This is a genomic window from Dictyobacter halimunensis, from assembly GCF_036245075.1.
Map to the genome: position 1 here is coordinate 4,243,198 of NZ_BSRI01000002.1, position 21,009 is coordinate 4,264,206.

Annotated in this window: 14 protein-coding genes and 1 pseudogene; 4 read left to right on the forward strand and 11 right to left on the reverse strand. The window is 54.5% G+C overall.

The genetic code is table 11. From position 1 onward, the window contains the following. Positions 1–515: 515 nt before the first annotated feature. From AABA21_RS31490 to AABA21_RS31505, 4 genes are all read right to left on the reverse strand, one after another. Positions 516–2,264 (reverse strand): peptide ABC transporter substrate-binding protein, encoded by a 1,749-nt coding sequence (locus tag AABA21_RS31490; protein ID WP_338256342.1) that lies wholly within the window; start codon positions 2,262–2,264, stop codon positions 516–518. A gap of 176 nt (positions 2,265–2,440) precedes the next feature. Continuing rightward, on the reverse strand, positions 2,441–3,892 hold the full coding sequence (locus tag AABA21_RS31495; RefSeq protein WP_338256343.1) for a hypothetical protein: 1,452 nt from the start codon (positions 3,890–3,892) through the stop codon (positions 2,441–2,443). 50 nt (positions 3,893–3,942) lie between these two features. Further along, positions 3,943–4,719, reverse strand: coding sequence for a hypothetical protein (locus AABA21_RS31500; protein WP_338256344.1), 777 nt, complete (start codon positions 4,717–4,719; stop codon positions 3,943–3,945). Positions 4,720–4,927: 208 nt separating this feature from the next. Further along, entirely contained in the window at positions 4,928–7,168 is a 2,241-nt protein-coding gene (locus tag AABA21_RS31505) for a tetratricopeptide repeat protein (RefSeq protein WP_338256346.1), read from the reverse strand. Between the two features lie 1,105 nt (positions 7,169–8,273). Between AABA21_RS31505 and AABA21_RS31510 the strand changes: the two genes are divergently transcribed. After that, positions 8,274–8,699: a Crp/Fnr family transcriptional regulator gene (locus tag AABA21_RS31510; RefSeq protein WP_338256348.1), complete on the forward strand. Its 426-nt coding sequence runs from the start codon at positions 8,274–8,276 to the stop codon at positions 8,697–8,699. 86 nt (positions 8,700–8,785) lie between these two features. On the opposite strand, the gene nrdR is transcribed toward AABA21_RS31510, so the two are convergent. Both nrdR and AABA21_RS31520 read right to left on the reverse strand, forming a co-directional pair. Further along, positions 8,786–9,307 carry a transcriptional regulator NrdR gene (gene nrdR, locus AABA21_RS31515; protein ID WP_338256350.1) on the reverse strand — a complete coding sequence of 174 codons (522 nt, stop codon included), beginning with the start codon at positions 9,305–9,307 and terminating at the stop codon, positions 8,786–8,788. Positions 9,308–9,475: 168 nt separating this feature from the next. Beyond that, the gene (locus tag AABA21_RS31520) at positions 9,476–9,745 is read right to left on the reverse strand and encodes a DUF6788 family protein (protein ID WP_338256351.1); all 270 of its coding nucleotides are present in this window, start codon (positions 9,743–9,745) and stop codon (positions 9,476–9,478) included. Positions 9,746–10,634: 889 nt separating this feature from the next. Here AABA21_RS31520 and hpf point away from each other — a divergent pair. Next, positions 10,635–11,246, forward strand: coding sequence for a ribosome hibernation-promoting factor, HPF/YfiA family (gene hpf, locus AABA21_RS31525; RefSeq protein ID WP_338256353.1), 612 nt, complete (start codon positions 10,635–10,637; stop codon positions 11,244–11,246). Between the two features lie 592 nt (positions 11,247–11,838). Here hpf and AABA21_RS39585 read toward each other — a convergent pair. The 3 genes and pseudogenes from AABA21_RS39585 to AABA21_RS31540 all read right to left on the reverse strand — a co-directional run. Next, positions 11,839–11,977 (reverse strand): annotated as a pseudogene (locus AABA21_RS39585) (ClpX C4-type zinc finger protein); the annotation flags it as partial. Positions 11,978–12,007: 30 nt separating this feature from the next. Further along, positions 12,008–12,895 carry a type 1 glutamine amidotransferase gene (locus AABA21_RS31535; RefSeq protein ID WP_338256357.1) on the reverse strand — a complete coding sequence of 296 codons (888 nt, stop codon included), beginning with the start codon at positions 12,893–12,895 and terminating at the stop codon, positions 12,008–12,010. 4 nt (positions 12,896–12,899) lie between these two features. Next, on the reverse strand, positions 12,900–14,576 hold the full coding sequence (locus AABA21_RS31540) for a MurT ligase domain-containing protein (RefSeq protein ID WP_338256360.1): 1,677 nt from the start codon (positions 14,574–14,576) through the stop codon (positions 12,900–12,902). Positions 14,577–15,368: 792 nt separating this feature from the next. Between AABA21_RS31540 and topA the strand changes: the two genes are divergently transcribed. Both topA and AABA21_RS31550 read left to right on the forward strand, forming a co-directional pair. Further along, positions 15,369–17,849, forward strand: a complete 2,481-nt coding sequence (topA, locus tag AABA21_RS31545; RefSeq protein ID WP_338256362.1) for a type I DNA topoisomerase — start codon at positions 15,369–15,371, stop codon at positions 17,847–17,849. A gap of 105 nt (positions 17,850–17,954) precedes the next feature. After that, positions 17,955–19,040, forward strand: coding sequence for an isocitrate/isopropylmalate dehydrogenase family protein (locus AABA21_RS31550; RefSeq protein ID WP_338256364.1), 1,086 nt, complete (start codon positions 17,955–17,957; stop codon positions 19,038–19,040). A gap of 244 nt (positions 19,041–19,284) precedes the next feature. Here AABA21_RS31550 and glpX read toward each other — a convergent pair whose 3' ends face one another. After that, positions 19,285–20,289 carry a class II fructose-bisphosphatase gene (glpX, locus tag AABA21_RS31555; RefSeq protein WP_338256365.1) on the reverse strand — a complete coding sequence of 335 codons (1,005 nt, stop codon included), beginning with the start codon at positions 20,287–20,289 and terminating at the stop codon, positions 19,285–19,287. Between the two features lie 24 nt (positions 20,290–20,313). Then, positions 20,314–20,958 (reverse strand): guanylate kinase, encoded by a 645-nt coding sequence (gene gmk / locus AABA21_RS31560; protein ID WP_338256366.1) that lies wholly within the window; start codon positions 20,956–20,958, stop codon positions 20,314–20,316. Between the last annotated feature and the right edge of the window lie 51 nt (positions 20,959–21,009).

Sequence of the window (21,009 nt, forward strand, 5' to 3'; positions counted from 1 at the left end):
AAGTCGTCGTTCCGCCTGCCCATCGTGAATAGATGCATATAGAGATTGCAAGATTGTGCTTGATGGTATGTGCGAGACGCCTTCTTCCATTTTCATGGAGTGCTTTTCATTCTACTTTTGAAAAGTGGTACTTCCATGATCATGCATACATTAACCATTCACAGGGCCATTGTGAGAGCCAGTATAGAAAAGGCGGCTATCTCAATGGTGTAAATATCTGTGTTTATTGGTTCTCGTATAATAATTACGTCAGGTCCTGGGTAAATCTCACACAAATTCATTGATTAAAATGGAGAAAAGGAAAACTGCTTGTATCTTGTATGAAGAGTAATCAATGCACGCTCGCTTAGACGCGCCTGTAGCCTGCCTCCGTGCCTTCGGTATCTGACGCTTCGCGTCTGCGTAACTCGCAAAATATATGATGAGGTGTCTGGCAAAAAACGCGCAACTGCGTGTTTTTTGCCAGACACCTCATCAAAACAACCATGGGATTGCTCCGGCGAGCCAGGGCAATTTTATTGGACGCGATAAATGTTGGCCCAGTCGTCGGGCGGGATGTTGTTCTGGGCGTTGTCGGTGATGCCGATAATGTTAGGGTTGCGCAAGAAGGTCTGGGTGACCTGCTCCATCGGCAACCAGGCAACGTCGTTGATGAGCTGTTGCTCGGCTTGCTGATAGCTTTGCAGCCGTTCGCTGTCGTTGTGGTTGGCGTCGGCCTCTACCAGTTGTTGCTGCACCTGTTGCTGGTGCGCCGCGGTGGTACTGCTGTTCTGGCCGTAGTTACAATTGTTGTTGACGACGCCCCTGGCGAACTGCTGGGATAACCAGTCCTGCGGATCAGGATATTCATCGACCCAGGCCAGTCCCCACATCTGAATGCCGTTGGCATTGCCGGTGGCGCCGGTTACCTTGTCGAGCAGCGTATTGTAATCGACGGGATTGACGGTGACCTGAACTTTGAGGACTTTCTGCCAGTCCTGGATCATGGCCTTTACTTCTTGATCAAAGCTATCCACCCCTGAAACATAGGTGAGCTGAATCGGTGGTAGCGCGCTCACAGAACTTATCTTCTCCTCCTGCAATCCTTGCTGCAAGAGTGCCTGGGCCTTTTGCGGATTCCCTTTCAGACTTTCGGTCCCATCGGGTCCGGTAACGTGGGGATTGCTGCCGGGCAGGCCGGTCGGTACGATATGGTTGGTGGCGATAACGGTGCCCTGCCAGATATCGTTGGCGATGGCCTCTTTGTCGATGGACAGCGCGAAGGCCTGGCGAATGTGAATGTTATCAAATGGTTTGGCCAGGTAGTTCATGGTGTAGTAGTTGATCCAGAGCTGGGGAACCTGGTGATAGTCTTTGCGCTTCTTATCATTGGCCAGCGTGTTGAGCGGTACCCCCGTCATATCCAGCTGGTTGTTCATATATGCCTGGTAGGCTTCCTGGGCGGTATGATAGAAGATATAGGAGACCTTCTGGAGCTGTGGCGCCGGATCGTAATAATGGGTGTTGGGCACAAAATCGATGCGCGAACGATGGGTATAGGTCGCTACTTTAAATGGACCTGCGCCGCCACCTTCGTTGAGATGATCTGTAAATCCTGCCTGGTATTTGCCGATCAACTTCTTCTCCACGACATAAGAGCAGGGATAGGTCAGCATGGAGAGGAAGTAGGCCGACTGTTTGTTGGTGACGATGACTACGGTCTGCGCATCTGGCGTCATGATGCTGTCGTTCAGTAGCGTTGAGATGCGTCCAGCCAGTAGCTGATCGGAATCCTTGATCAGCCGTAAATAGATAGGCGCGACCGTCGATCTGGTCTCCGGCTGCAGGGCGCGATTGAGACTGTAGGCGACGTCGGCTGAGGTAAGGGGCGTGCCATCGCTAAAGGTCAGGTGCGGTTTTAATTTAAAGGTCCAGGTGACGCCATCGCTTTCCAGGTGCCAGGACTGTGCCAGCTGCGCATGTACCTGTAGCTTGTCGTCGCTCTGCACCAGTCCGGTGTACAGCATTTGAACGGCCTGTATAGAGGTGGGATCATGGGCCAGGGCAGGGTCGAGTGTGTCAAAGTCGGTTACACCTACCATGGGCGCGGTATAAGTCTGCCGGTTGCGTGCTACCTTCGTTGGTTTCCTGGTTGTTGTGTCGTTGCCACCGCCAAATGGATTGCTACAGGCCGATAAGATCAATGAGACCAGGCAGGCGGCCAGCAAGAGGATATAAAGAGAATGGTGCCTGCGTGTATGATAAGCTAAATGTTTCATCGGCATGAAAAGCCTTCTCTTTACAGAGTGTAAATTACAAATCACAAAAATCAGTGGTGCAACGCGGGTGCCCGGCATCCGCGTTGCACCACTGAATAACAGAATTTTTGGGCGCGGATGCGCCCTTATGCCAGGAAGAAGGCGTTGCTTCCCCGGTGCTCTGGGAAGCAACGCCTTCTTCTCTACGCCAGTTGTGAAGCAAGCGAGTCGCGTTTGCCCAATGCGGCGGCACGCAGCGCGATATGCAGATAGCTATCGATTTTGGTGCCGGCCAGTTCTTTGGGCCAGTTGATAAATTCTTCGCCCGCGGCCTGTACAATCTGCAGCGAATGTCCCTGGTCGAGCGTGGTGTCGTTCAACGCAGCCACCAGGCTGATCGTTCCAAAGAGCGCCCGTGCATTGTGCCCCAGGTTGAGATAGCGCTGGGCGGTATGGAGGGCTCCGCGCAGATCTTTGTCTTTGAGTTGCGCTTCGAGGGTTTCCAGCTGGCTGATGGCGATCAGGCCACCACCGGTTGCGGTGGTGGTAGCCGGGGTGGTCGGCTGGCCAGCTACTTGTGCCTGCGTCGTCACTTCTTTATACAGGGCATTGATATAGGCCGCGGAAGTGAAGACCATGTTATACACTTCTTCATCCTGGACCTGGCTGAACACGTTGCGAACCGCTGAAGCAAACAGCAGACCGTGTGAGACGCGGATGAAGAGGTCGCGATCTTCGTCGCTAACCTTCTGTATAATCTCGGCCGCGGCCAGCGCGATAACCGATGCGACCGCGCGCGGGGAGGCCTGGCCTGGGATGATGGCATCGTAAACGTTCTGGCACACCTCGGCGGTCTCCGCGTTGCTGAGCAGAACCTGCTGCAGCGGCAGGGCGTTGGCGTTTTTCGGGGCCGCCAGCCGTGTGCGCACGCTGGCCAGGCTGTGCTTCTGGGTATCCGCGATAAACTCGCGTACGGTCTGCATCCAGGCCGCCTCAGGTTTGTTGGGCTGCAGGGGCAGGTGCGGCGCGAGCCAGTGGAGCAGTTCGGGCACGTATTCACCCCATTCGACCGCGTCCAACAGCTGGAAGCCGCGCGCGGTATACATCAGGGGATGTCCACCATTGGCGAAGGTGGTCGAAACCGCCTCGTAGGCGCGCACCTGAAGCGTGCGGTAATCGGCACCGGTTCCATATAATCCGAGCAGGATGCGCTCGGCCAGCAGGGCGTCGTTCTGCTGAATGGCCTCATTCATGACCTGGTTGACGCTCTTGCCTTGATCAAGAAACGCGCTCGGGAAGAGGGGTTGTGGCTCCTCATAGCTGGCGTTTCGACCGTTGCGAATCGCCGGCGCGGCGGTGATTAGCGCGCGCATGAATAACGGCAGCGCGCGTATCTGCGGTGGAACCTCGGTATCTAACGGCGCTGGACGCGCGCGTAGAAAGCGAGCCAGCATTGTCGCCGCCGCGATGGTAATACTGACATGCCCCTCTGGATCACCTTTGGTGGCCATCATACCGATGCGACCGAGTAAGACATCGGCGTTACGTTCTTGTTCTAATAAGCTTCGGGCGCTGGAAATAATGCGTGCCTCATCTCCATTGACCACCGCATCAATCAGCGTTGAGAGATCCACTCTCAGTTCTACTGCAGCCATATATGACTCCTACATATGTAAGTACGTATTTATAAGAACATGCATAGTTGCTATTCTTTGAGTTCGCGAATAGCATTTTCTATGCCGGGAATTTCTGCGTATTCTTCATCCAGTAATTTGTACGCGCGGCTCAGATAGAGCTCCGCCAATTTAGCTCCACGTTCGGTGGGCGAGATCGCGGCCTTCACAATTTCGGAGCCACGATATTTGTCTGGTAACAGACGAGCCAGGCGCTCTATGCGCCGCTGCGTGTCCTGCAGGAGAGCTTTGTCCTGCCCCTCCAGCGCGTAGCGTGCCATACCGACCAGTTTCCCTACCTCTGCCAGTTTCTGCCGTTCAGACAATGTTTGCAACAAGAGCTCTTCAGCATCCAGTTCGCCCGCAGGAGTCGCTTCAGGAATGGCCGCTTCCGCTGGCTTTCTGTTGATCTGCGCTGCTTGAGAAATATAGTTAGCATATAACTGGGCATATTCCTGGCTACACATGGTGGCCATCTGCATACGCTCGACCTCTTCGGATGAAGTTGATCCGATATCACAGAGATCGTCGGAGCGGCGTTCCGCCAGCTCTTCCAGTTGTTCGAGGCTCATTCCTTCTTCTAGCATGGGGGGAATGGGCATGCCAGCGATATTCTCCGCGCCCTGCAATTCTTCCGAGGGAATCTGGGCGGCGAAGAGCGGAGGTAGGTACTTCGCGATCGACATGGGTATTGGCGGTACGAGACAATAGGTGCTATAGACAATCCGTGAGTTGCTTCTACTTCTCGCTATGAAAATAGCATGCCCCCTGGGGGCTTGTGGATTTCCACGTAAGAATTGTATACCCATAACGAAGTGTCCCTTCAACTTTCAGGGTCGGGGCGAGCTCGATGAACCCGCCCCGGCCTGGTTGTGTGTGTTCTTTCACAGGTTTTGCTTGCCGCTACCTGTGTTCTGCTTTTGTCTGCCTTAGAAGGAATGTGTTTCTCGTGTTGTCACCCTCTGGGGGCATTGACACGCCTTCTAGTATATCATCGATAGCAATATTTCTGCCTTATTATAAACTACGACGCAGCAGAGCCAGGCGTTTGACGAGATCGGTGTTGATCTGAATGTCTTCGCCTGAAAGTTCCTCCCCTCCTACCGGAATCGCTTCTTCATAGGCTTGCAGGAGGTTTTTGAGCTCCTGGGCGCCGGCGATGCGCGCGAAGTTCTGCAGTAGTGTGAGCGCCTGGCTATCGTTGTGCTGGCGCAGGTCAGTCATGGCCGTTTCCGCGTACTGCTCGGCATATTGGCGCAGGAATGTGCCCCATCTTTCGGGAGACTTGATGCTGTTCATGACACGTTCAACCTGGATAATCGCTTTACCCTGCTCGTCGCGGGCGCGTTCGAGATCTTTGCGCAGCAGGAAGATGGAGCCGCGCGCGAAGCGCGTGTCGGCAACGCCCAGCGGACGCCGTTGATGGTGATAGTGCTGCAGGGCCTGTTCAAAATCGTTGAGGGCGCTATCCATCTCCTCTCTTGAGCGATAGGTGAGTCCCCGCGTGAGCAGGGCATCGGCCTCATTCGTCTGATCGTCGGCCTGCTTGAAGCGTACCATGGCGGCTTCACAGTCCTCCAGCGCCTCATCCCAGTGTTGTTGTCCGATGTGGACCTGGGCGACTCCGAGGACGGCCAGCCCATCGCCATCGGTATTTTCAAGCACCTGGTACTGGCGACCGGCGGCATAGAAGGTCTCCAGCGCGGCATCCAGCTCTCCTCGCGATAGCCGTGCCTGAGCCTGTCCCAGTAAGGCTTCCACGGCGATTTCTGGCTGCTGCAGACCCTCCGCTTGATTGTGGGCGCTGCTGTAAAGTGCCTCGGCCGCGTTAAAATCTCCTTCTGCCAGGCGCAATTGACCGCGCACTGCCAGAATTTCGGGGAGCAGCTGGCCGACCAGGACGTTGTTGTTGGCCGCCGCCTCAGCCGTCTCCAGATGGTGATCGGCCTCTTTCATGTCACCGCCGAGAATGTCCAGGCGCGCCTGCGCGATTTCGATCGCGGCTATGGCCGGGATGCCGATGGCGCTATCAATTTTTTCAGCCTGGTCGTGGGCATCGCTGAGAATGCTTTTGGCCCGGGCAAGCTCGCCTTGTTGCTTATTCGCATAGGCCAGTCCCAGCAGTGCCCGGCTTGCTACCTGCAGATTGTCGAGGGTATGGGCCTGCTTGAGCCCGTCTTCCAGCGTCTTGCGCGCCCGGCTCAAGAAGCCCCGCTGATACTGGATCAATCCCAGTCCGACGGTGGTCTCGGCCTGTCCCAGGCGATACGCTACGGCCTGGAAGGTGCGCAGGGAGCGCTCCATGATCGAGTTGGCGTAGGAGAGCTGACCACGACGCAGATTGATTTCGCCCAGAATGCGACCCGCGCTGGCGGTACCCAGCGCATTGTGCTGATCGCTATACGTTTGCAGCGCGGATTGGGCTGCGATCAATGCCTGGTCAACCTGGGATTGAATGAGGTTGATCTCCGCCAGTCCGAGATTGGCGTCGGCCTGCCCTAATTCATATTCGATCAGACCCGCGCGGTTGAGGGCGTCGGCCAGCACAGCGGTTGCCTCATCCAGGCGTTCCTGATCGATATAGATGCGTCCTAATCCTACCTGCGCGTCAACGATCCCATAATTGTCACCGGTCTGCTGATAAATTTCCAGTGCTCGTTTATAGGCCGACTCGGCCTCGCCAAACTGACGGCGCAGGCGTTGAATATCGGCCAGACTGCGGCTGGCATCGGCCTCATTGGTCGTCTCACTCGCTTCTTTAAAGAAGCGAATCGCATCCTGGTAGTGGTCTGTCGCATAGCTCATATTGGCGCGCTGCAGCTCAATGTGACCCATTGCCAGTTCCACATTGCCCAGACCCTTGCTGTTCTGCTGCTTGCGATAGATCTGTTGCGCGTTCTGATAAGCATCTTGCGCGCGGTCCAGGTGTGCCAGGCGCCGCTCCACGTGCCCCATTGAAAGCGCGCTGGAGGCCATCAGCAAGGGACGATCGGCCTCCTGATAGTGTTTGAGTGCGCGCTGATAGCTATTGACCGCCTGCTCCAGCGCGTTATTCTGTTCCTGGATATCAGCGATCATCGCCCGGCAGTCACCTGCCTGCTTGAAATCCCCGCTCAGGCGAAAACGGATCTCCGCATCCCCGAATGCCTCGGCCGCCTGATCTAATTTTCCATCGTTGTACGCATTAAAGCCAGCCTGCAAACGATTCTCTGCCTGCTGACGATCCTTTTCTTTTTTCTCATTTTCTGATGTTGTCATAAAGATGTATTCCTCTCACCCATACCAGGTTGAGCGTTCGTGTTGTGATTGCATCAAGTACTTGCTCCATTGTATATTCCGCGACTTTCTAAAGTCAAAAACTCACTCAAAACCTCAAGGTTTTCAGGGGCTGTGCCCCTGGGCCCCCTGATGCCGCCCTGCGGGCGGCTGGGAAGGGGGAAAGTTGGGGGCACAGCCCCCAAACCCCCAGTCAAGGGGCTGGTCGCCCCTTGCATCCCCACTTGTTGTTGGGAAGGCAAAAAACTGGATGACCCATCACTCCCAGTCAAGGGCGACCAGCCCCTTGCATCCCCACTTGTTGTTGGAAGGGCAAAAAACTGGATGACCCATCACTCCCAGTCAAGGGCGACCAGCCCCTTGCATCCCCACTTGTTGTTGGAAGGGCAAAAAACTGGATGACCCATCACTCCCAGTCAAGGGCGACCAGCCCCTTGCATCCCCACTTGTTGTTGGAAGGGCAAAAAACTGGATGATCCATCACTCCCAGTCAAGGGGCTGGTCGCCTCTTGTATTCCCACTTGTTGTTGGGAGGGCAAAAAACTGGATGACCCATTACCCTCTGTCCAAGGGGCTCGCAGCCCTTCGCATCCCTGCTTATCTGCGGGATGGCGAGGGACCGGGTGATCCGTGCCAAAAAGGCTGGGGGCAGGTCGCCCCTTGCCAAAAAGGCTGGGGGCAGGTCGCCCCTTGCATCCCTGCTTGCTGTTGGAAGGGCAAAAAACTGGATGACCTGTCACCCCTGGTCAAAGGGCGACCTGCCCTTTGTATCCTTGCCGGTCTGCTGTAGACCAGCAGAGTAGACGCTTCATGTCAAAAAGATGGGTGCCGGGGCGCCAGCCCCGGCACCCATCCTTCCCTCCAGGTGCTGCCGTAGGCAGCACCTGCAAGCAACCGGAGTTTCCTACCAAAAAATAAAGACAGGAGAGCTCGATAATGCTATAATGGCAGAGAATGTTATAGCAATAGCTATATGCATATGCTTTTGCATTGACCGCTGTTTGTGCTGTGATTTTCAGCCACATCATTGAGGAAGATCCTCACAAAACAGCCGGATGTTAGTATTTTTGAAAGGCAGTTCTTTCTTATGTATGAAGACGCTCTTGCACGTGTAGACCTTTTCTCCGCCTTAGATAAAAAGGAACTTCAGGCCCTTGCGAAAAGTTGCCAGGAACGCTCGTACAATGCCGGAGCGACCCTTATTGCTCAGGGAGATAGCGGGGTTGGACTTTACATTATTACAAGCGGAAATGTGCGTATCACGAAGTCCAAGGAGGCAGGAACTGAGGAGACGTTAGGCGCCCTGGGCGCGGGCAATGTGCTGGGTGAGATGTCACTGCTGGATGATTTACCTCGCTCGGCTACCGTTACCGCCGTTGACGATGTAAAAGCTTTGCTGCTCCCCGTCTGGGAGTTCCGTACCTTCCTGCGCAACCATCCGGATGTCGCCCTCAAACTGCTGTCCGTTTTGAGTCGCCGTCTGCGCAAAGCTGAAAATACGCACGTGGAATAATCGCAACTAGAAGAGTATTCCAGCCCGGGCTGGAATGCTCTTTTGTTATCCTGCCCTGGCTGGCGCGGACTATTCACCTGCTGCGACTACACATCTCCAGGTGAGTATGTCTTGGCGTCACTATCTTCTATAAATTGGTGGAGACTGTTGGCGTCAGGCTTTTCTCGATTGAGCAGCTTCTGAATCTCCTCAAACATCGTTTCGACATCTCCAAAGGATCGGTAGACGCTGGCAAAGCGAATATAGGCGATCTTGTCCATCCGTCGGAGGTGCTCCATAACCAACTCTCCAATGACATTGCTAGGAACCTCTTGTTTGCCGAAGCGATAGAGCTCCTGCTCAATCTCCTCAACCGCCTTCTCGATTTCACCCGCCGGTAATGGACGCTTCTCACAGGCTTTGCGAATGCCAACATAGAGTTTCTGGCGGTCAAAAGCCTCGCGCCGCTGGTCCTGTTTAATAACCATCAGGGAAAACTTTTCGACCCGCTCATAGGTGCTGAAGCGACCCTTGCAATGTTCGCATTCGCGCCGCCTGTGAATGGCGTCTCCAATATCTCGGGAATCTTTGACCCGCGACTCTGTGCCTCCACAAAAAGGACATTTCATCTGAGCCCCAAATCTTTGCTATGAATATAAGTTAGGAACATTCTATCATCTTTTTCAATCGTGCGGATACCCCTGCCTGCCTTCAGGTAGGGGGAAGGAAGCACTCCTCCTTTTTAATGCAGCTCTTCAAGAATGTTCCCAAAGGGGAGGCGCAGGCTGTTTTTGCGTTTACATACGTGCGGCCGTTGTATATTCCTCAGATTTGATGGCCCGGGCCGACTTTTTGGGCTTCGCCGCTTTTGCTGCCGCCGGCTTCTGCCCATGGGGGGAGCGCACTTTTCCTATATACCCCGAACGTAAGCGTGAACCCTGGCGCCAATAAGCATACCAGTAAGGCCCGTGCCCCTGGGTGTTGCGACATGTGCTGCATGATGCCTTCCCACATTTACGATACTGTAGCTGATAGGTAATATGCTGGTTGCTAGGTATCTCTGTCATAAACCCGTACCCTTCCACAAATCTATACATGTCAACGCGACCTTAAAAGATACTGATATGATACCATCATTGTATGAACATTTTGTGAATTTAATACAACAAAGAATGAAACAATGTTAATAATATGGCGTATTCCATCTGTGCAAATGTACTTTTGTATAACACCTTTTTCATATGCAAAGAACGGTAACGGGGTACTTATTTTGCGGTATAGGGGTTCATTCGTGAAAAATTTGTTACCTTTATGTTGTCCGCACCCCTCTTGCCGCCCGCAGGGCGGCAAGGGGAGGAGAAAGCGTTGGGGGCACAGCCCCAAACCCCGTAGGTGCCGGGCTTGCCCCGCCTTGCTTGTCCCCCAAGCGGAAAGCTCACTCAAAGCGACCAGGAACGGTCGCATGCGATGCATCGCATTCTGTTTGCTGCTTTTTCGAGCGGCGAGCAAGCAAGCCGGGGCAAGCCCCGCACGTACTGCTTCTCTTTCTCTTTGTACATTCCCTTAAGTTGAATGTATTGGGGCTTGCCCCGGCTTGGGCTCGCCGCTTGATCATGCCCCCAGCATGCTCGCTTGCATCCCCGCATAGAGCATTGGGAGCACAGTCCTCAACTCCCATAGGTGCTGGGCTTGTCTCTGCTTGGGCATACTCGCTTGCATCCCTGGATGGAGCATCGGGGGCGCGCCAGCGCCCCCGATGCTCCATCCCAAAAAACCAGTGCGGCCGCGCATGCGGACGCCCGTGCGAAGGCGCTCACGTCCACTAGGAAAAAGTGTGTCTGACACCCCAACACCTTTTGAAATGGGTGATATAATGGTGTCTGTACCCGCTTTTTTAGCGAAGAGTCATTGCTTTGTTCGTTACGTTGTGTTGTTGGATTGGAAAGAGAGCGAACTATGCAAGTTATTATCAAGAGCAAACAGATGCAGGTCACACCTCAATTACGTCAGCGAATTGAGCGCAAGGTACAACGCCTTGCACGCTGGCTTAATGATGACTCGCGCGTAGAGGTAACTGTCGCCGAAGAGCAGACGCGCAGCGCCAACGATCGTTACTGTGTCAACCTTGCACTGACTGGCAACTCACGCACAATTCACAGTGAGGTAAGTGCCTTAAGCGCCAGTGCCGCCCTCGATATGGTGCTCGATAAAGTTGTCGCGCAACTTGGCCGTTACAAGGATCGACAGACCCGGCGGCGGCAACATGCAACCCCTATCAAGATCCTTTCTCTCTCTCGTGCCGGTGTCCTCTCATCGTTGGATGAATATGAGGATACGGAGATGACAGCCCCGGTCATGGAGGACGAGCATAATGAGGAAATCTGGTCCAAAGTGCTGGAGATTCGCCGTTTACCCACACAGCCTATGACTGATGATGAAGTAATTGAGCAGATGGAGAAAAGCGGGAACTCGTTCTATCCTTTCTTTAATGAAGAAACCAATAGCGTCAATGTGATGTACAAGCTGGAGACCGGTGGGTACGGATTGCTGGTGCCAGCCCAGGAATAACAGGCATGACTCGCTAATCGCTGAAAAAGCTTTTGTTTGAATGTGAAGACGCCGCCAACGCGCTCTATGCGTTTGGCGGCGTCTTTATATGGAAGTTAAGCGACTGTGATTTCAAACTGCCAGGGCTGGGCCGGGATCTCTTCAAACTGGCCCAGTGGATCGGCGGCACGAATGATCAAGGTACGTGCTTCAGATGAGGGTAGGGGTCGGAAGCGTGCGCTCCCCTGATAGACGGCGTTGTTGGGTCCGCTGGCCAGGTCGGGGCGCGCCAGAATCATGCCGCCGCGATCTCCGGTCCATTGGGTACCTGTGTTGTCTTTCAGAAAGAAGATGATGCGCGGCACAAAGGCGAAGCCGGCCGTAAATGGTGGTCGAATCCAGAGATATTGAAGCTCAAAAAAATCTTGATAATACAGCATGCGATGCAGGATCAGGGTCATCCCTTGTTGCTTCTGCTCGATTTCCAGGGTGACTGTGCGTACGGGTTCGCGCACGCCTGTGTTTTCGCTCCGCTCGCTTCCCAGTGACGGTGCCGCGACGACGATCGGGGGACGCGAAGCCAGCTCCAGCGCTGCGGTCGAAAATGGCGTTGGGTCACGGAGAATATCGTTACACAGTTGCAAACAATCGTCGCAGATGTAGGCAGCTCCAGGGCCGGCGATCATACGTCGTACTTCGGACGTGTGGCGGCCACAGAATGAGCAGCGAGCCATTGATCGATCAAAACTCATAGCATATTCCCCATCAGTTAAACCAGTGTGCTAGTGTTTGTGGGCGCGCAATACTGTCGCAGCCTCACTATACAATCCCAGTCGCTCAAGTATAGAGGCGTGTGCCTCCCATTCTAACGAATCTTCCAGTGGTGTCAGTAATGGTGACAGATTTGTTTTTTGTAATTCTAACACAGTTGAACCATTTTCAGAGGCCACACTCGTATGATTGCCATTGAGTGGTTGAGGCTCTACATCGGCCTGTTCGGCGTATTTACGCTGTAACGCCAGTTCAATTAAGTAATCAGCAAAATGAGGATTTTTTGGTAATAATGAGCCATGAAGATAGGTTCCATAGGCGTTGCGGTAGATGGCGCCTTCGGTCTGATCTTCGGCGTTATTCCCATACCCTTTGAGTACTTTTCCCAGGGGACTGGCCGTGCCAAGATAGGTGCGCCCCCCATGGTTTTCAAAGCCTACCAGTGTCTGTCCATTCCAGCTCAGGGCGATATCGCCGATGCAGCGAGCGACCTGTGGACCCTTGTGCTCGGTCCAGGCATCGAAGACTCCCAGCCCACGCATATCAGGACCCTCGGCGGGACGGTAATAGTGGGCGAGCAGTTGGAAGCCGCCACACACCGCCAGCACGGGCATGTCATCTTCGATGGCCGCCCATAGGCCGATGCCCTTCATTTCATAGAGATCTTGCGCGACGGGCGCCTGTTCTCTATCCTGTCCGCCACCAATAAATAGCATATCATATTCATCTGGTGCCAATGCATCTCCCACCCCCAATCCTACCACACGTAGCTCGATGCCCCGCAACTGACAGCGACGGCGCAGAGTTAAAATGTTGCCTCGATCTCCGTAGAGATTTAATTGGTCCGGATATAAATGGCCCAGGGTCAGTGTGAGTGGCTGTATTCGATATTCTGCCATACTTTTAAGCATCTCTTCCTTCCCAATAATGTGGGGTAAAACCGCGCTGTTCCAATTCATGATGCACTTCCAGTAACCCTGTATACGTCGGTACCACGAAGAGAGTTTCGCCGGCAGGGGTTTGTTGTAATGCGCTATCTAATGCGTTCTTGATGCCATAGAGGCGCTCGTCTATGACCTCAGACTGTTGTTGCCCTTCATTTATTCCCTGATTCTTTTTCAGACGTCTGGAACGGGTCGTTTGCGTATTTTTCTGCGCTTTTAAACGGGTGGTCGAGACGATCGTCATGGCGTTTTCGTTGATGCCTGCGTATTTGAGGCGCAGCGCCAGGTCCAGCGCGCGGGTGCCACTGATGACCAGCGTGCGGGTCTGCCCCACGGCTCGTTCAAAATCTACATCCCAGATCCAGGAAATATCCTGCCCATCGGCGATGTTATCATTGAGGATGAAGAGGAGATGACGTGCCGTGCCGTCATTAAAGAGGGTACGCAGTACCTCATTGAAGCCGGTAGGATTTTTCGCCAGCAGCAGGCGCATGGTTTTGCCATCGGCCTGGATGCGCTCGCCGCGTCCGAAAACGGGCTTTGATTGCTCGATGCCGCTGATAATGGGCTCCCAGGGTGTGCCCAGAGCCAGGGATGCTGTGCTGGCGGCCAGCGCGTTATAAATATTATAGAATCCCGGCAGGGGGACGATGATCTCGCGCTTCTGGTCGCCCGCCTCAATCTGCAGGCGGATGCGATCAAAAGTATCGACCTGGACGTGGGTCACGCGCACATCGGGCCGTGGTCTCTGTTTGCCGCATTGTGGACAATGATAATGGCCCATGTGGCTGTAAAAGTGGAGATCATATTCGTATTCGTGTCCGCAGCGCGAGCAGACGCGGGCATCCATGACCTGGTGACGGTCGGCTTCATCTTCGCCTTCGCCCGTCTCAAGCGTTGTCTCGATCCCGTAGTAGAGGCAGCGACCCGGAAAGCCGTCGCCGAGCTGAGCGATGGTGGGATCGTCGGCATTTAATACCAGCGTGGTGGTTGCTGGCAGCAGGGCGATCGCTTGCTTCCACTTGCTGATGACGCTATCGACCTCGCCATAGCGATCAAGCTGGTCGCGGAAGAGATTGGTAAAAACGAGGACGCGGGGAGGAATCGAGCCCACTAGTTGTGGTAGTGCGGCTTCATCTACTTCTAAGATAGAGATGGCCTGGCCAGCCCGGCGTAGATGACCATTGGGTTGGGCGCGAATCACCAGTGAACTGGCGACGCCGCCGACCAGGTTGGAGCCCTCGCGGTTGCGCCAGACGCGTAAGCCGTCATCACGCAAGATGGCCGCGATGAAGCTGCTGGTGGTGGTCTTGCCGTTCGTCCCGGTTATCATAACGCTGCCATGCTCAAGCTCGGTAGCCAGATGCTCTACGATATCGGGGTAGACGCGTTGCGCGACAACGCCCACGATACTGGTACCGCCTCCGAGATGCAGGCGGCGACTGATGGCTCCGGCGGTGCGCCCTGCCATCACCGCGACGCCAGCGCGCACCGCATGCTGACGCCGCGTCCCACGCGGCTTCCTCGTACTCTCTTTCTTTTCAAGTGGGGGAAGTGACGCGGTCTCCATCAAGCTTTCTCGCGGTTGCTGATCGCTTTCAGACGATACTGGCTGAGATGGTTGTTCTTTTCGCATGCTGTTCCTCCGCATCGGCGCTTCTGCTTCTATCCTGTATAGTAGATGAATGCAGCATAGCATGCAAGCCCGGTGGGGTCAAGTGTATGGTAAAGATATTAAAGATAGAAACTATTACCCCTTGTCAAAGTTATGATAATGAGATATGTACTAATAAAAACGAACTATTGCCATGTATGGTATGCTTCAAAAGAAATTTTTGATGCATCCTTTCTGTGAGAGAACTTGACTCTCATTTCATTGCCTGCGGCACGCCTGCGCTTTCGCGCCTATGGCATTTACGAATTCATAGTGTGTTAGTGCAACAAGGGCGCATCAGCGCCCTTGTTGCACTAACACACAAAACCAGCGCGGCCGCGTAGCGGACGCGCGTGCGGGGACTATCACGCGCCTCGAAGGTGACGAGAGTCAGACGCATTCTTTGCCTGGGATAAGAACTCGCACGTCACGCTCGAAGCAGGGTTCTGGTACAGTGTTCCTGGCGATATGTCAAAAACAGGTTGTGGATACGTAGGTTGGGAGGTCTGGTAAAAAGAGCTACTCTTCGTTCTGTAGGGGGAAAAAGCGGGGTGCAGGGGCGGCAGCCCCTGACGGAGCGCGAGGTGCCCTCGCAGCCCTCCCCCACCTCCCTTTGGCAGGGCGGAGAACCAAAGAGCTACGGATAAAGCGTTTGATTAGATGTAATATAGGATAGAATACCTACTTGTCAGGCTATGCTATTCTATCCTTTAAGACGAACACTCATAAAAATATGCGGGTTTTGTTCAGTAACGAAGGTCAGGTAACAACTCCATGGCGAAAAAATTGGTAATTGTCGAGTCACCGGCCAAAGCAAAAACTATCGAGAAGTTTCTTGGTCGTGATTTTGAGGTCCGTGCGTCCATGGGCCATATTATTGATCTGCCCAAAAAAGGGCTCGGGGTAAACACACGCAAAGATTTTGCTCCTAAATATGAGATTATTGAGAAAAAAGATAAGTTGATCGATGAGCTGAAGGCGGCATCTAAGCGCGCCGATGAAGTGTACCTGGCCCCTGACCCGGACCGTGAAGGTGAATTTATCGCCTGGTCACTTAAAAATATCCTGGAATTGCAGAATCCTCGCCGCGCTGTGTTCAATGAGATTACCAAGCGTGCGGTCCAGGATGCGATTCGCAAACCTCGGCAGATCAACGAAGACCTCTTTAACGCTCAACAGGCTCGCCGGGTGCTCGATCGCCTGGTTGGCTATAAAATCAGCCCTTTGCTCTGGCGCCGTATCCAGTCAGGGACCAGCGCGGGCCGCGTGCAGTCGGTTGCTTTGCGCGTGATCTGTGATCGCGAGGCGGAGATTCGCGCCTTTGAGCCCGAGGAATACTGGAGCATCGTGGCGACCCTGAGTAAGCAGAAACAGTCGGAACGCTTTGAGGCGGCCTTGATCTCTCGCCTGAAAGATGTCGATGCGCTCAACGGCGACGAGGTGTCCGGCGATACCGAGGAGCCAGCCACGGCCGAGACCAATGGGTCAAATGGCTCCAAACAGACAACAAAGGCGGGTCGGGGCCGCATCAAGATCTCTTCCAAAGAAGAGGCCGACACGATCCTGAAGGATCTGCAGGATGCGACCTATAGCGTACTGAAATACGATGAGCGCGAGCAGCGTCGCCAGCCACCATTGCCGTATACGACCAGTACCCTGCAGCAGGATGCCTCATTGCGGCTCTACTTTAAGCCGAAGAAGACGATGAGCCTGGCGCAGCAACTGTACGAAGGTATGGAACTGGGCGCGCGCGGCCACCAGGGTTTGATCACCTATATGCGTACCGACTCGACGCGTATATCGGAGGAGGCGCAGGGCAAAGTCAAAGAACATATTGCCCAGAATTTTGGCGATCCCTACGTGGGCCAGGGTCGGATCGGTAAATCGAAGGCGACGACGCAAGATGCGCACGAAGCCATTCGCCCGACCGATGTGTCTTTGACGCCACAGATTGTGAAGTCGCACCTGTCTGCGGACCAGTTTAAGCTATACAATCTGGTCTGGCGCCGCTTCGTGGCTAGCTTTATGACGCCCGCTGTCTTTGATACGGTGCGCGCCGATATCGTGGCCCGGCAATATGTGTTCCGCGCCAGCGGCTCGAACCTGAAGTTTCCGGGCTTCTATGCCGTCTGGTCCCGTGAAGAAGATGAGAAATTGTTGCCGGTAATGAAGGTCAATGAAGAGTTGACCTGCTATGGTCTGAAACCGGATCAGCATTTTACGCAGCCGCCACCCCGCTATTCCGAGGCCAGCTTGATCAAAGAGCTGGAAGAACTGGGCATTGGTCGCCCAAGTACCTATGTGCCGATCATCAGCACGATTCAGGATCGCGGCTACGTGGACCAGGAGCAGCGGCGCTTTGTGCCAACCTGGCTGGGCGAGACCATCAATGAGGTGATGAATAAACACTTCCCGGATATCGTGGATACCGGCTTTACCGCCGATATGGAGCGCAAGCTGGATGACGTTGAGGATGGCAAGCGTTCCTGGATCGAGTTCCTGAGCACATTCTATGGCGCCTTTAAGTCAACGATGGAAAAGGCTGAGGCGGAGATGAACCGGGTGCAGAAGCCCGTGGAAGAGACAGATGAGCAGTGCCCGGAGTGTGGCCGTAACCTGGTTATCCGTACCGGCCGCTTTGGTCGCTTCATCTCTTGCTCTGGTTTTCCTGAGTGTAGCTATCGTCGCTCGGTGGTTAATAAGACCGGCGCGCTCTGCCCACAGTGTGGTGGAGACCTCGTTGAGCGTAAGACTCGTCAGAAGAAGCGCATCTTCTATGGTTGCGGCAACTATCCAACCTGCAACTTCGCCATCTGGGAACGTCCGATCCCTGATCTGTGTCCGAACTGCGGCGGCCTGATGGTGGTGCCAAAGGGGAGCCAGGATCCGGTCTGCTATAACGAGGTGGTGCTGGTACAGCGCGGCAATGAGGAGACTCCGCCCCAGGATGGCGCCGCCGCGACGTCCGCTGGCACGGGCCGTAAAAAGGCCGCCTCTACGGCGAAAAAGAAGACGGCCGCTACAGCGAAGAAAGCCACGACCACTAAACGCGCCACCGCTACGCGTAAGAAGGCGGCCGACGCCTCTGAAGACGGTACCGAAAAGGTGGCCTCTACCCGCAAAACCACGCGGCGGGCGACAACCAGTACCAGCAAGGGCACAACAAAGGCAACAACAAAGACACCGGCACGCCGGTCAACTACGGCTGCGAAGGCCGCAGGAACAGCAACGGGGAGAACGAAGGCGACCAAATAAATTGAAAGCAGAACGGTGAGCGGAAACTTGTGATATAATCGGAAAATAATTTACTCTCTCTCAAATCCCAAAACAAGGGGAGTTCTGCTTATTATGGAGGATTACATGCCGCATGCAGTGACGCTGATCCCCGGCGATGGAACTGGGCCAGAAATTGCTGAGGCGACCTGCCGCGTACTGGAGGCCACTGGCATACAGTTCAGTTGGGATGTCCAGCCGGCAGGGGTGGAGACTCTGGCGAAACAAGGGACTGTCTTGCCAGAGGAGGTGATAGAGTCAATCAAGCGCACCAGGGTGGGGATCAAGGGCCCCATTACGACTCCTGTGGGGAAGGGTCAGCGTAGCGCCAATGTGACACTACGCAAAAGGCTTGACCTCTATGCCAATCTGCGCCCCGCCAAAACATATCAAGGCCTTCGCTCCCGTTATGAAAATATTGACCTGGTCATTGTACGTGAAAATACTGAGGACCTCTATGCCGGTATTGAATTTCAACGCAATACCCCTGAATACGAAGAGTTGCTGGAATTCATTGGCCGTACAACCGGGCATCGTATCGATCCCGATTCAGCGATGAGCGTCAAGTATATCTCCGTGGCCGCTACCAGGCGTATTGTGAAGTTTGCTTTCGAATATGCACGGGCCAATAAGCGCCGTAAAGTGACCGCCGTGCATAAGGCAAATATTATGCGCCTCTCCGATGGACTCTTTTTGTCGACCGCCCATGAAGTCGCCAGGGAATATCCCGATATTCAATATGAGGACCGCATTGTTGACAACATGTGCATGCAACTGGTCCAGAAGCCAGAACTCTATGATGTCCTCGTCCTTCCCAATCTTTATGGCGATATTATTTCCGATTTATCCGCTGGCTTGATCGGTGGCCTGGGCGTGGCTCCAGGCGCCAATATCGGCAGTGATTACGCGGTCTTTGAGCCGGTACATGGTAGTGCCCCTAAATATGCCGGCCAGAATAAAGTAAATCCAATGGCGATGATGTTTTCCGGTGTCATGATGCTCCGCCATCTGGAAGAGAGAGAAGCCGCTCACCGCCTGGAGCAGGCTTTAATGCAGGTGCTGGCCGAAGGGAAGTCTGTGACCTACGACTTGAAGCCGCGCCCCGATGATCCGACCGCCGTTGGTACATCGCAGGTTGCCGATGCCGTCATCGAGCGCCTCCATAATATGTAGTTTCAGAAAGTATGTGATGTGTGGCATCTGGCAATACCTGCACTGGTGCGTATGGCTGGCCTGAAATCACCCCTTTTACTAACTATATAAAAACTAGAGCGTAGCGCCTCATTCAAAAATAAGATTTGTGATGTGTGGCAATTCATGCGCGACAGCGCATGAATTGCCACACATCACAAATCTTAAAAAAACAATATCTGGGTGCTTTAGCGCCCCACGCTGGTTGCGCCAGCCAGTGCAGAACCTAGTTCTGCACCACCCCTTTGCGCCATTTGTGGCGGGCCTGGATATAGCGTACGGTACCCGAGTGGGAGCGCATCATGATAGATGATGTGCGGGCGCCCCAGCCAAAGTACTGAACACCATCGAGCAGTTCACCACTGGTGATGCCGGTGGCGGCGAAGCTGACATCGTTCCCGCTCACCAGGTCATCTGTCCGGTAGACACGGTCCATATCGATGCCGTCGGCTTTGAAGCGCTTGCGCTCCTCCTCAGTTCGTGGCCAGATCTTACACTGGATCTCGCCGCCCAGGCACTTCAAGGCGGCGGCGGCCAGCACGGCCTCTGGCGCTCCACCAATGCCCAGCATAATATCGATGCCGCGATAATCTTCCATGGCGGCCAGGATGGCGGCGGCTACGTCACCGTCGGTGATCAGGCGGATGCGGGCTCCGGCCTCGCGTACCTGGCGAATGATATCCTGGTGACGAGGACGATCCAGAATGACGGCGGTTAGATCGTCGATGCGCGACTGGCGTGCGCGTGCGATGCGATCCAGGTTGACCGTGATCGGAGCGTTGATGTCGATGACATTCTTCATCCCTGGTCCCACGGCTATCTTCTCCATGTAGTAGACGCCGGGAGGGGCCGAGTACATGCTGCCGCGCTCGGCTGTGGCGATAACGGCCAGGGCCCCTGGTAAGCCAAGTGCCAGCAGGCGCGTGCCGTCGACAGGATCTACCGCTACGTCTACCTCTGGCTTGCTCCCGTTGCCGATCTCTTCACCGATATATAGCATCGGGGCTTCGTCTTTCTCTCCCTCACCAATCACCACCACACCGTGCATATCTACCCCATCGACCGCGTGACGCATGGCATCTACCGCGGCCTGGTCGACCATCTCTTTATTGCCTTTGCCCATCCAACGACCGGCGCTCAACGCGGCTGCCTCGGTCACACGAATGAGCTCCATCCCCAGGTTGCGCTCTATTGTGCGCGAGGGTTCAAAACGTTCCTCTTCTGTCGACATAGTTAAATCCTTTGTTTTTCTTTCTTATATTTGTACGTACCGTGGGCGAGTGCGGCAATGCTCTGCCTGCATGATCGCCTGTAACTGTGCAACGGCGTCTGAGAGTCGCCCCTGGCGATTCACAATGGTATACTCGTAGTGCTCTTGTTGCGCTAGCTCGTGCTGTGCGTCGAGAAGTCGGCGCTGGCGCTCTTCCTCGGTCTCGGTCTGGCGATTGGTCAGGCGCTCGACAAGCTCTTCTATGGAGCCAGGAACGAGGAAAATGTAGATCGCTCCGGGCACCCTCTGCCGCACTGTCGCGGCGCCCTGTACATCAATTTTGAGCAGGACATCACGTCCCTGTTGCAAATTATCGACGATCTGACGTATGGGTTGCCCATACCAGTTGCCATGCACCTGCGCGTACTCAATGAGTTCATTCTGTTCAATCATGCCCTTGAATTGTTCATGACTGACAAAATAATAAGGATTGCCCTCACTCTCACCAGGGCGTGGCGCGCGCGTTGTCACCGATGCAACCACGTGAAAATCAGCCCCTTTTTCTTTCAGGGCGTTGATTACGCTGTCCTTGCCGGTACCAGATGGGGCCGAAAGGACAAAGAGCAATCCCGGCCTTTTAGTGCCTGCTTGATTTAGCTGTGATGATAGCGATTGAGTCTCAAGTTGCATGCTTTTCTTCCTGCAGTTGCTCAAATAGAGAGAGGATTGGTGTACGAACAA

Excerpts from the sequence above, each read along its gene's own strand:
- AABA21_RS31490 (WP_338256342.1), bottom strand. The coding sequence starts at position 2,264 with ATGCCGATGAAACATTTAGCTTATCATACACGCAGGCACCATTCTCTT.
- AABA21_RS31495 (WP_338256343.1), bottom strand. The coding sequence starts at position 3,892 with ATGGCTGCAGTAGAACTGAGAGTGGATCTCTCAACGCTGATTGATGCG.
- AABA21_RS31500 (WP_338256344.1), bottom strand. The coding sequence starts at position 4,719 with ATGGGTATACAATTCTTACGTGGAAATCCACAAGCCCCCAGGGGGCAT.
- AABA21_RS31505 (WP_338256346.1), bottom strand. The coding sequence starts at position 7,168 with ATGACAACATCAGAAAATGAGAAAAAAGAAAAGGATCGTCAGCAGGCA.
- AABA21_RS31510 (WP_338256348.1), top strand. The coding sequence starts at position 8,274 with ATGTATGAAGACGCTCTTGCACGTGTAGACCTTTTCTCCGCCTTAGAT.
- nrdR (WP_338256350.1), bottom strand. The coding sequence starts at position 9,307 with ATGAAATGTCCTTTTTGTGGAGGCACAGAGTCGCGGGTCAAAGATTCC.
- AABA21_RS31520 (WP_338256351.1), bottom strand. The coding sequence starts at position 9,745 with ATGACAGAGATACCTAGCAACCAGCATATTACCTATCAGCTACAGTAT.
- hpf (WP_338256353.1), top strand. The coding sequence starts at position 10,635 with ATGCAAGTTATTATCAAGAGCAAACAGATGCAGGTCACACCTCAATTA.
- AABA21_RS31535 (WP_338256357.1), bottom strand. The coding sequence starts at position 12,895 with ATGGCAGAATATCGAATACAGCCACTCACACTGACCCTGGGCCATTTA.
- AABA21_RS31540 (WP_338256360.1), bottom strand. The coding sequence starts at position 14,576 with ATGCGAAAAGAACAACCATCTCAGCCAGTATCGTCTGAAAGCGATCAG.
- topA (WP_338256362.1), top strand. The coding sequence starts at position 15,369 with ATGGCGAAAAAATTGGTAATTGTCGAGTCACCGGCCAAAGCAAAAACT.
- AABA21_RS31550 (WP_338256364.1), top strand. The coding sequence starts at position 17,955 with ATGCCGCATGCAGTGACGCTGATCCCCGGCGATGGAACTGGGCCAGAA.
- glpX (WP_338256365.1), bottom strand. The coding sequence starts at position 20,289 with ATGTCGACAGAAGAGGAACGTTTTGAACCCTCGCGCACAATAGAGCGC.
- gmk (WP_338256366.1), bottom strand. The coding sequence starts at position 20,958 with ATGCAACTTGAGACTCAATCGCTATCATCACAGCTAAATCAAGCAGGC.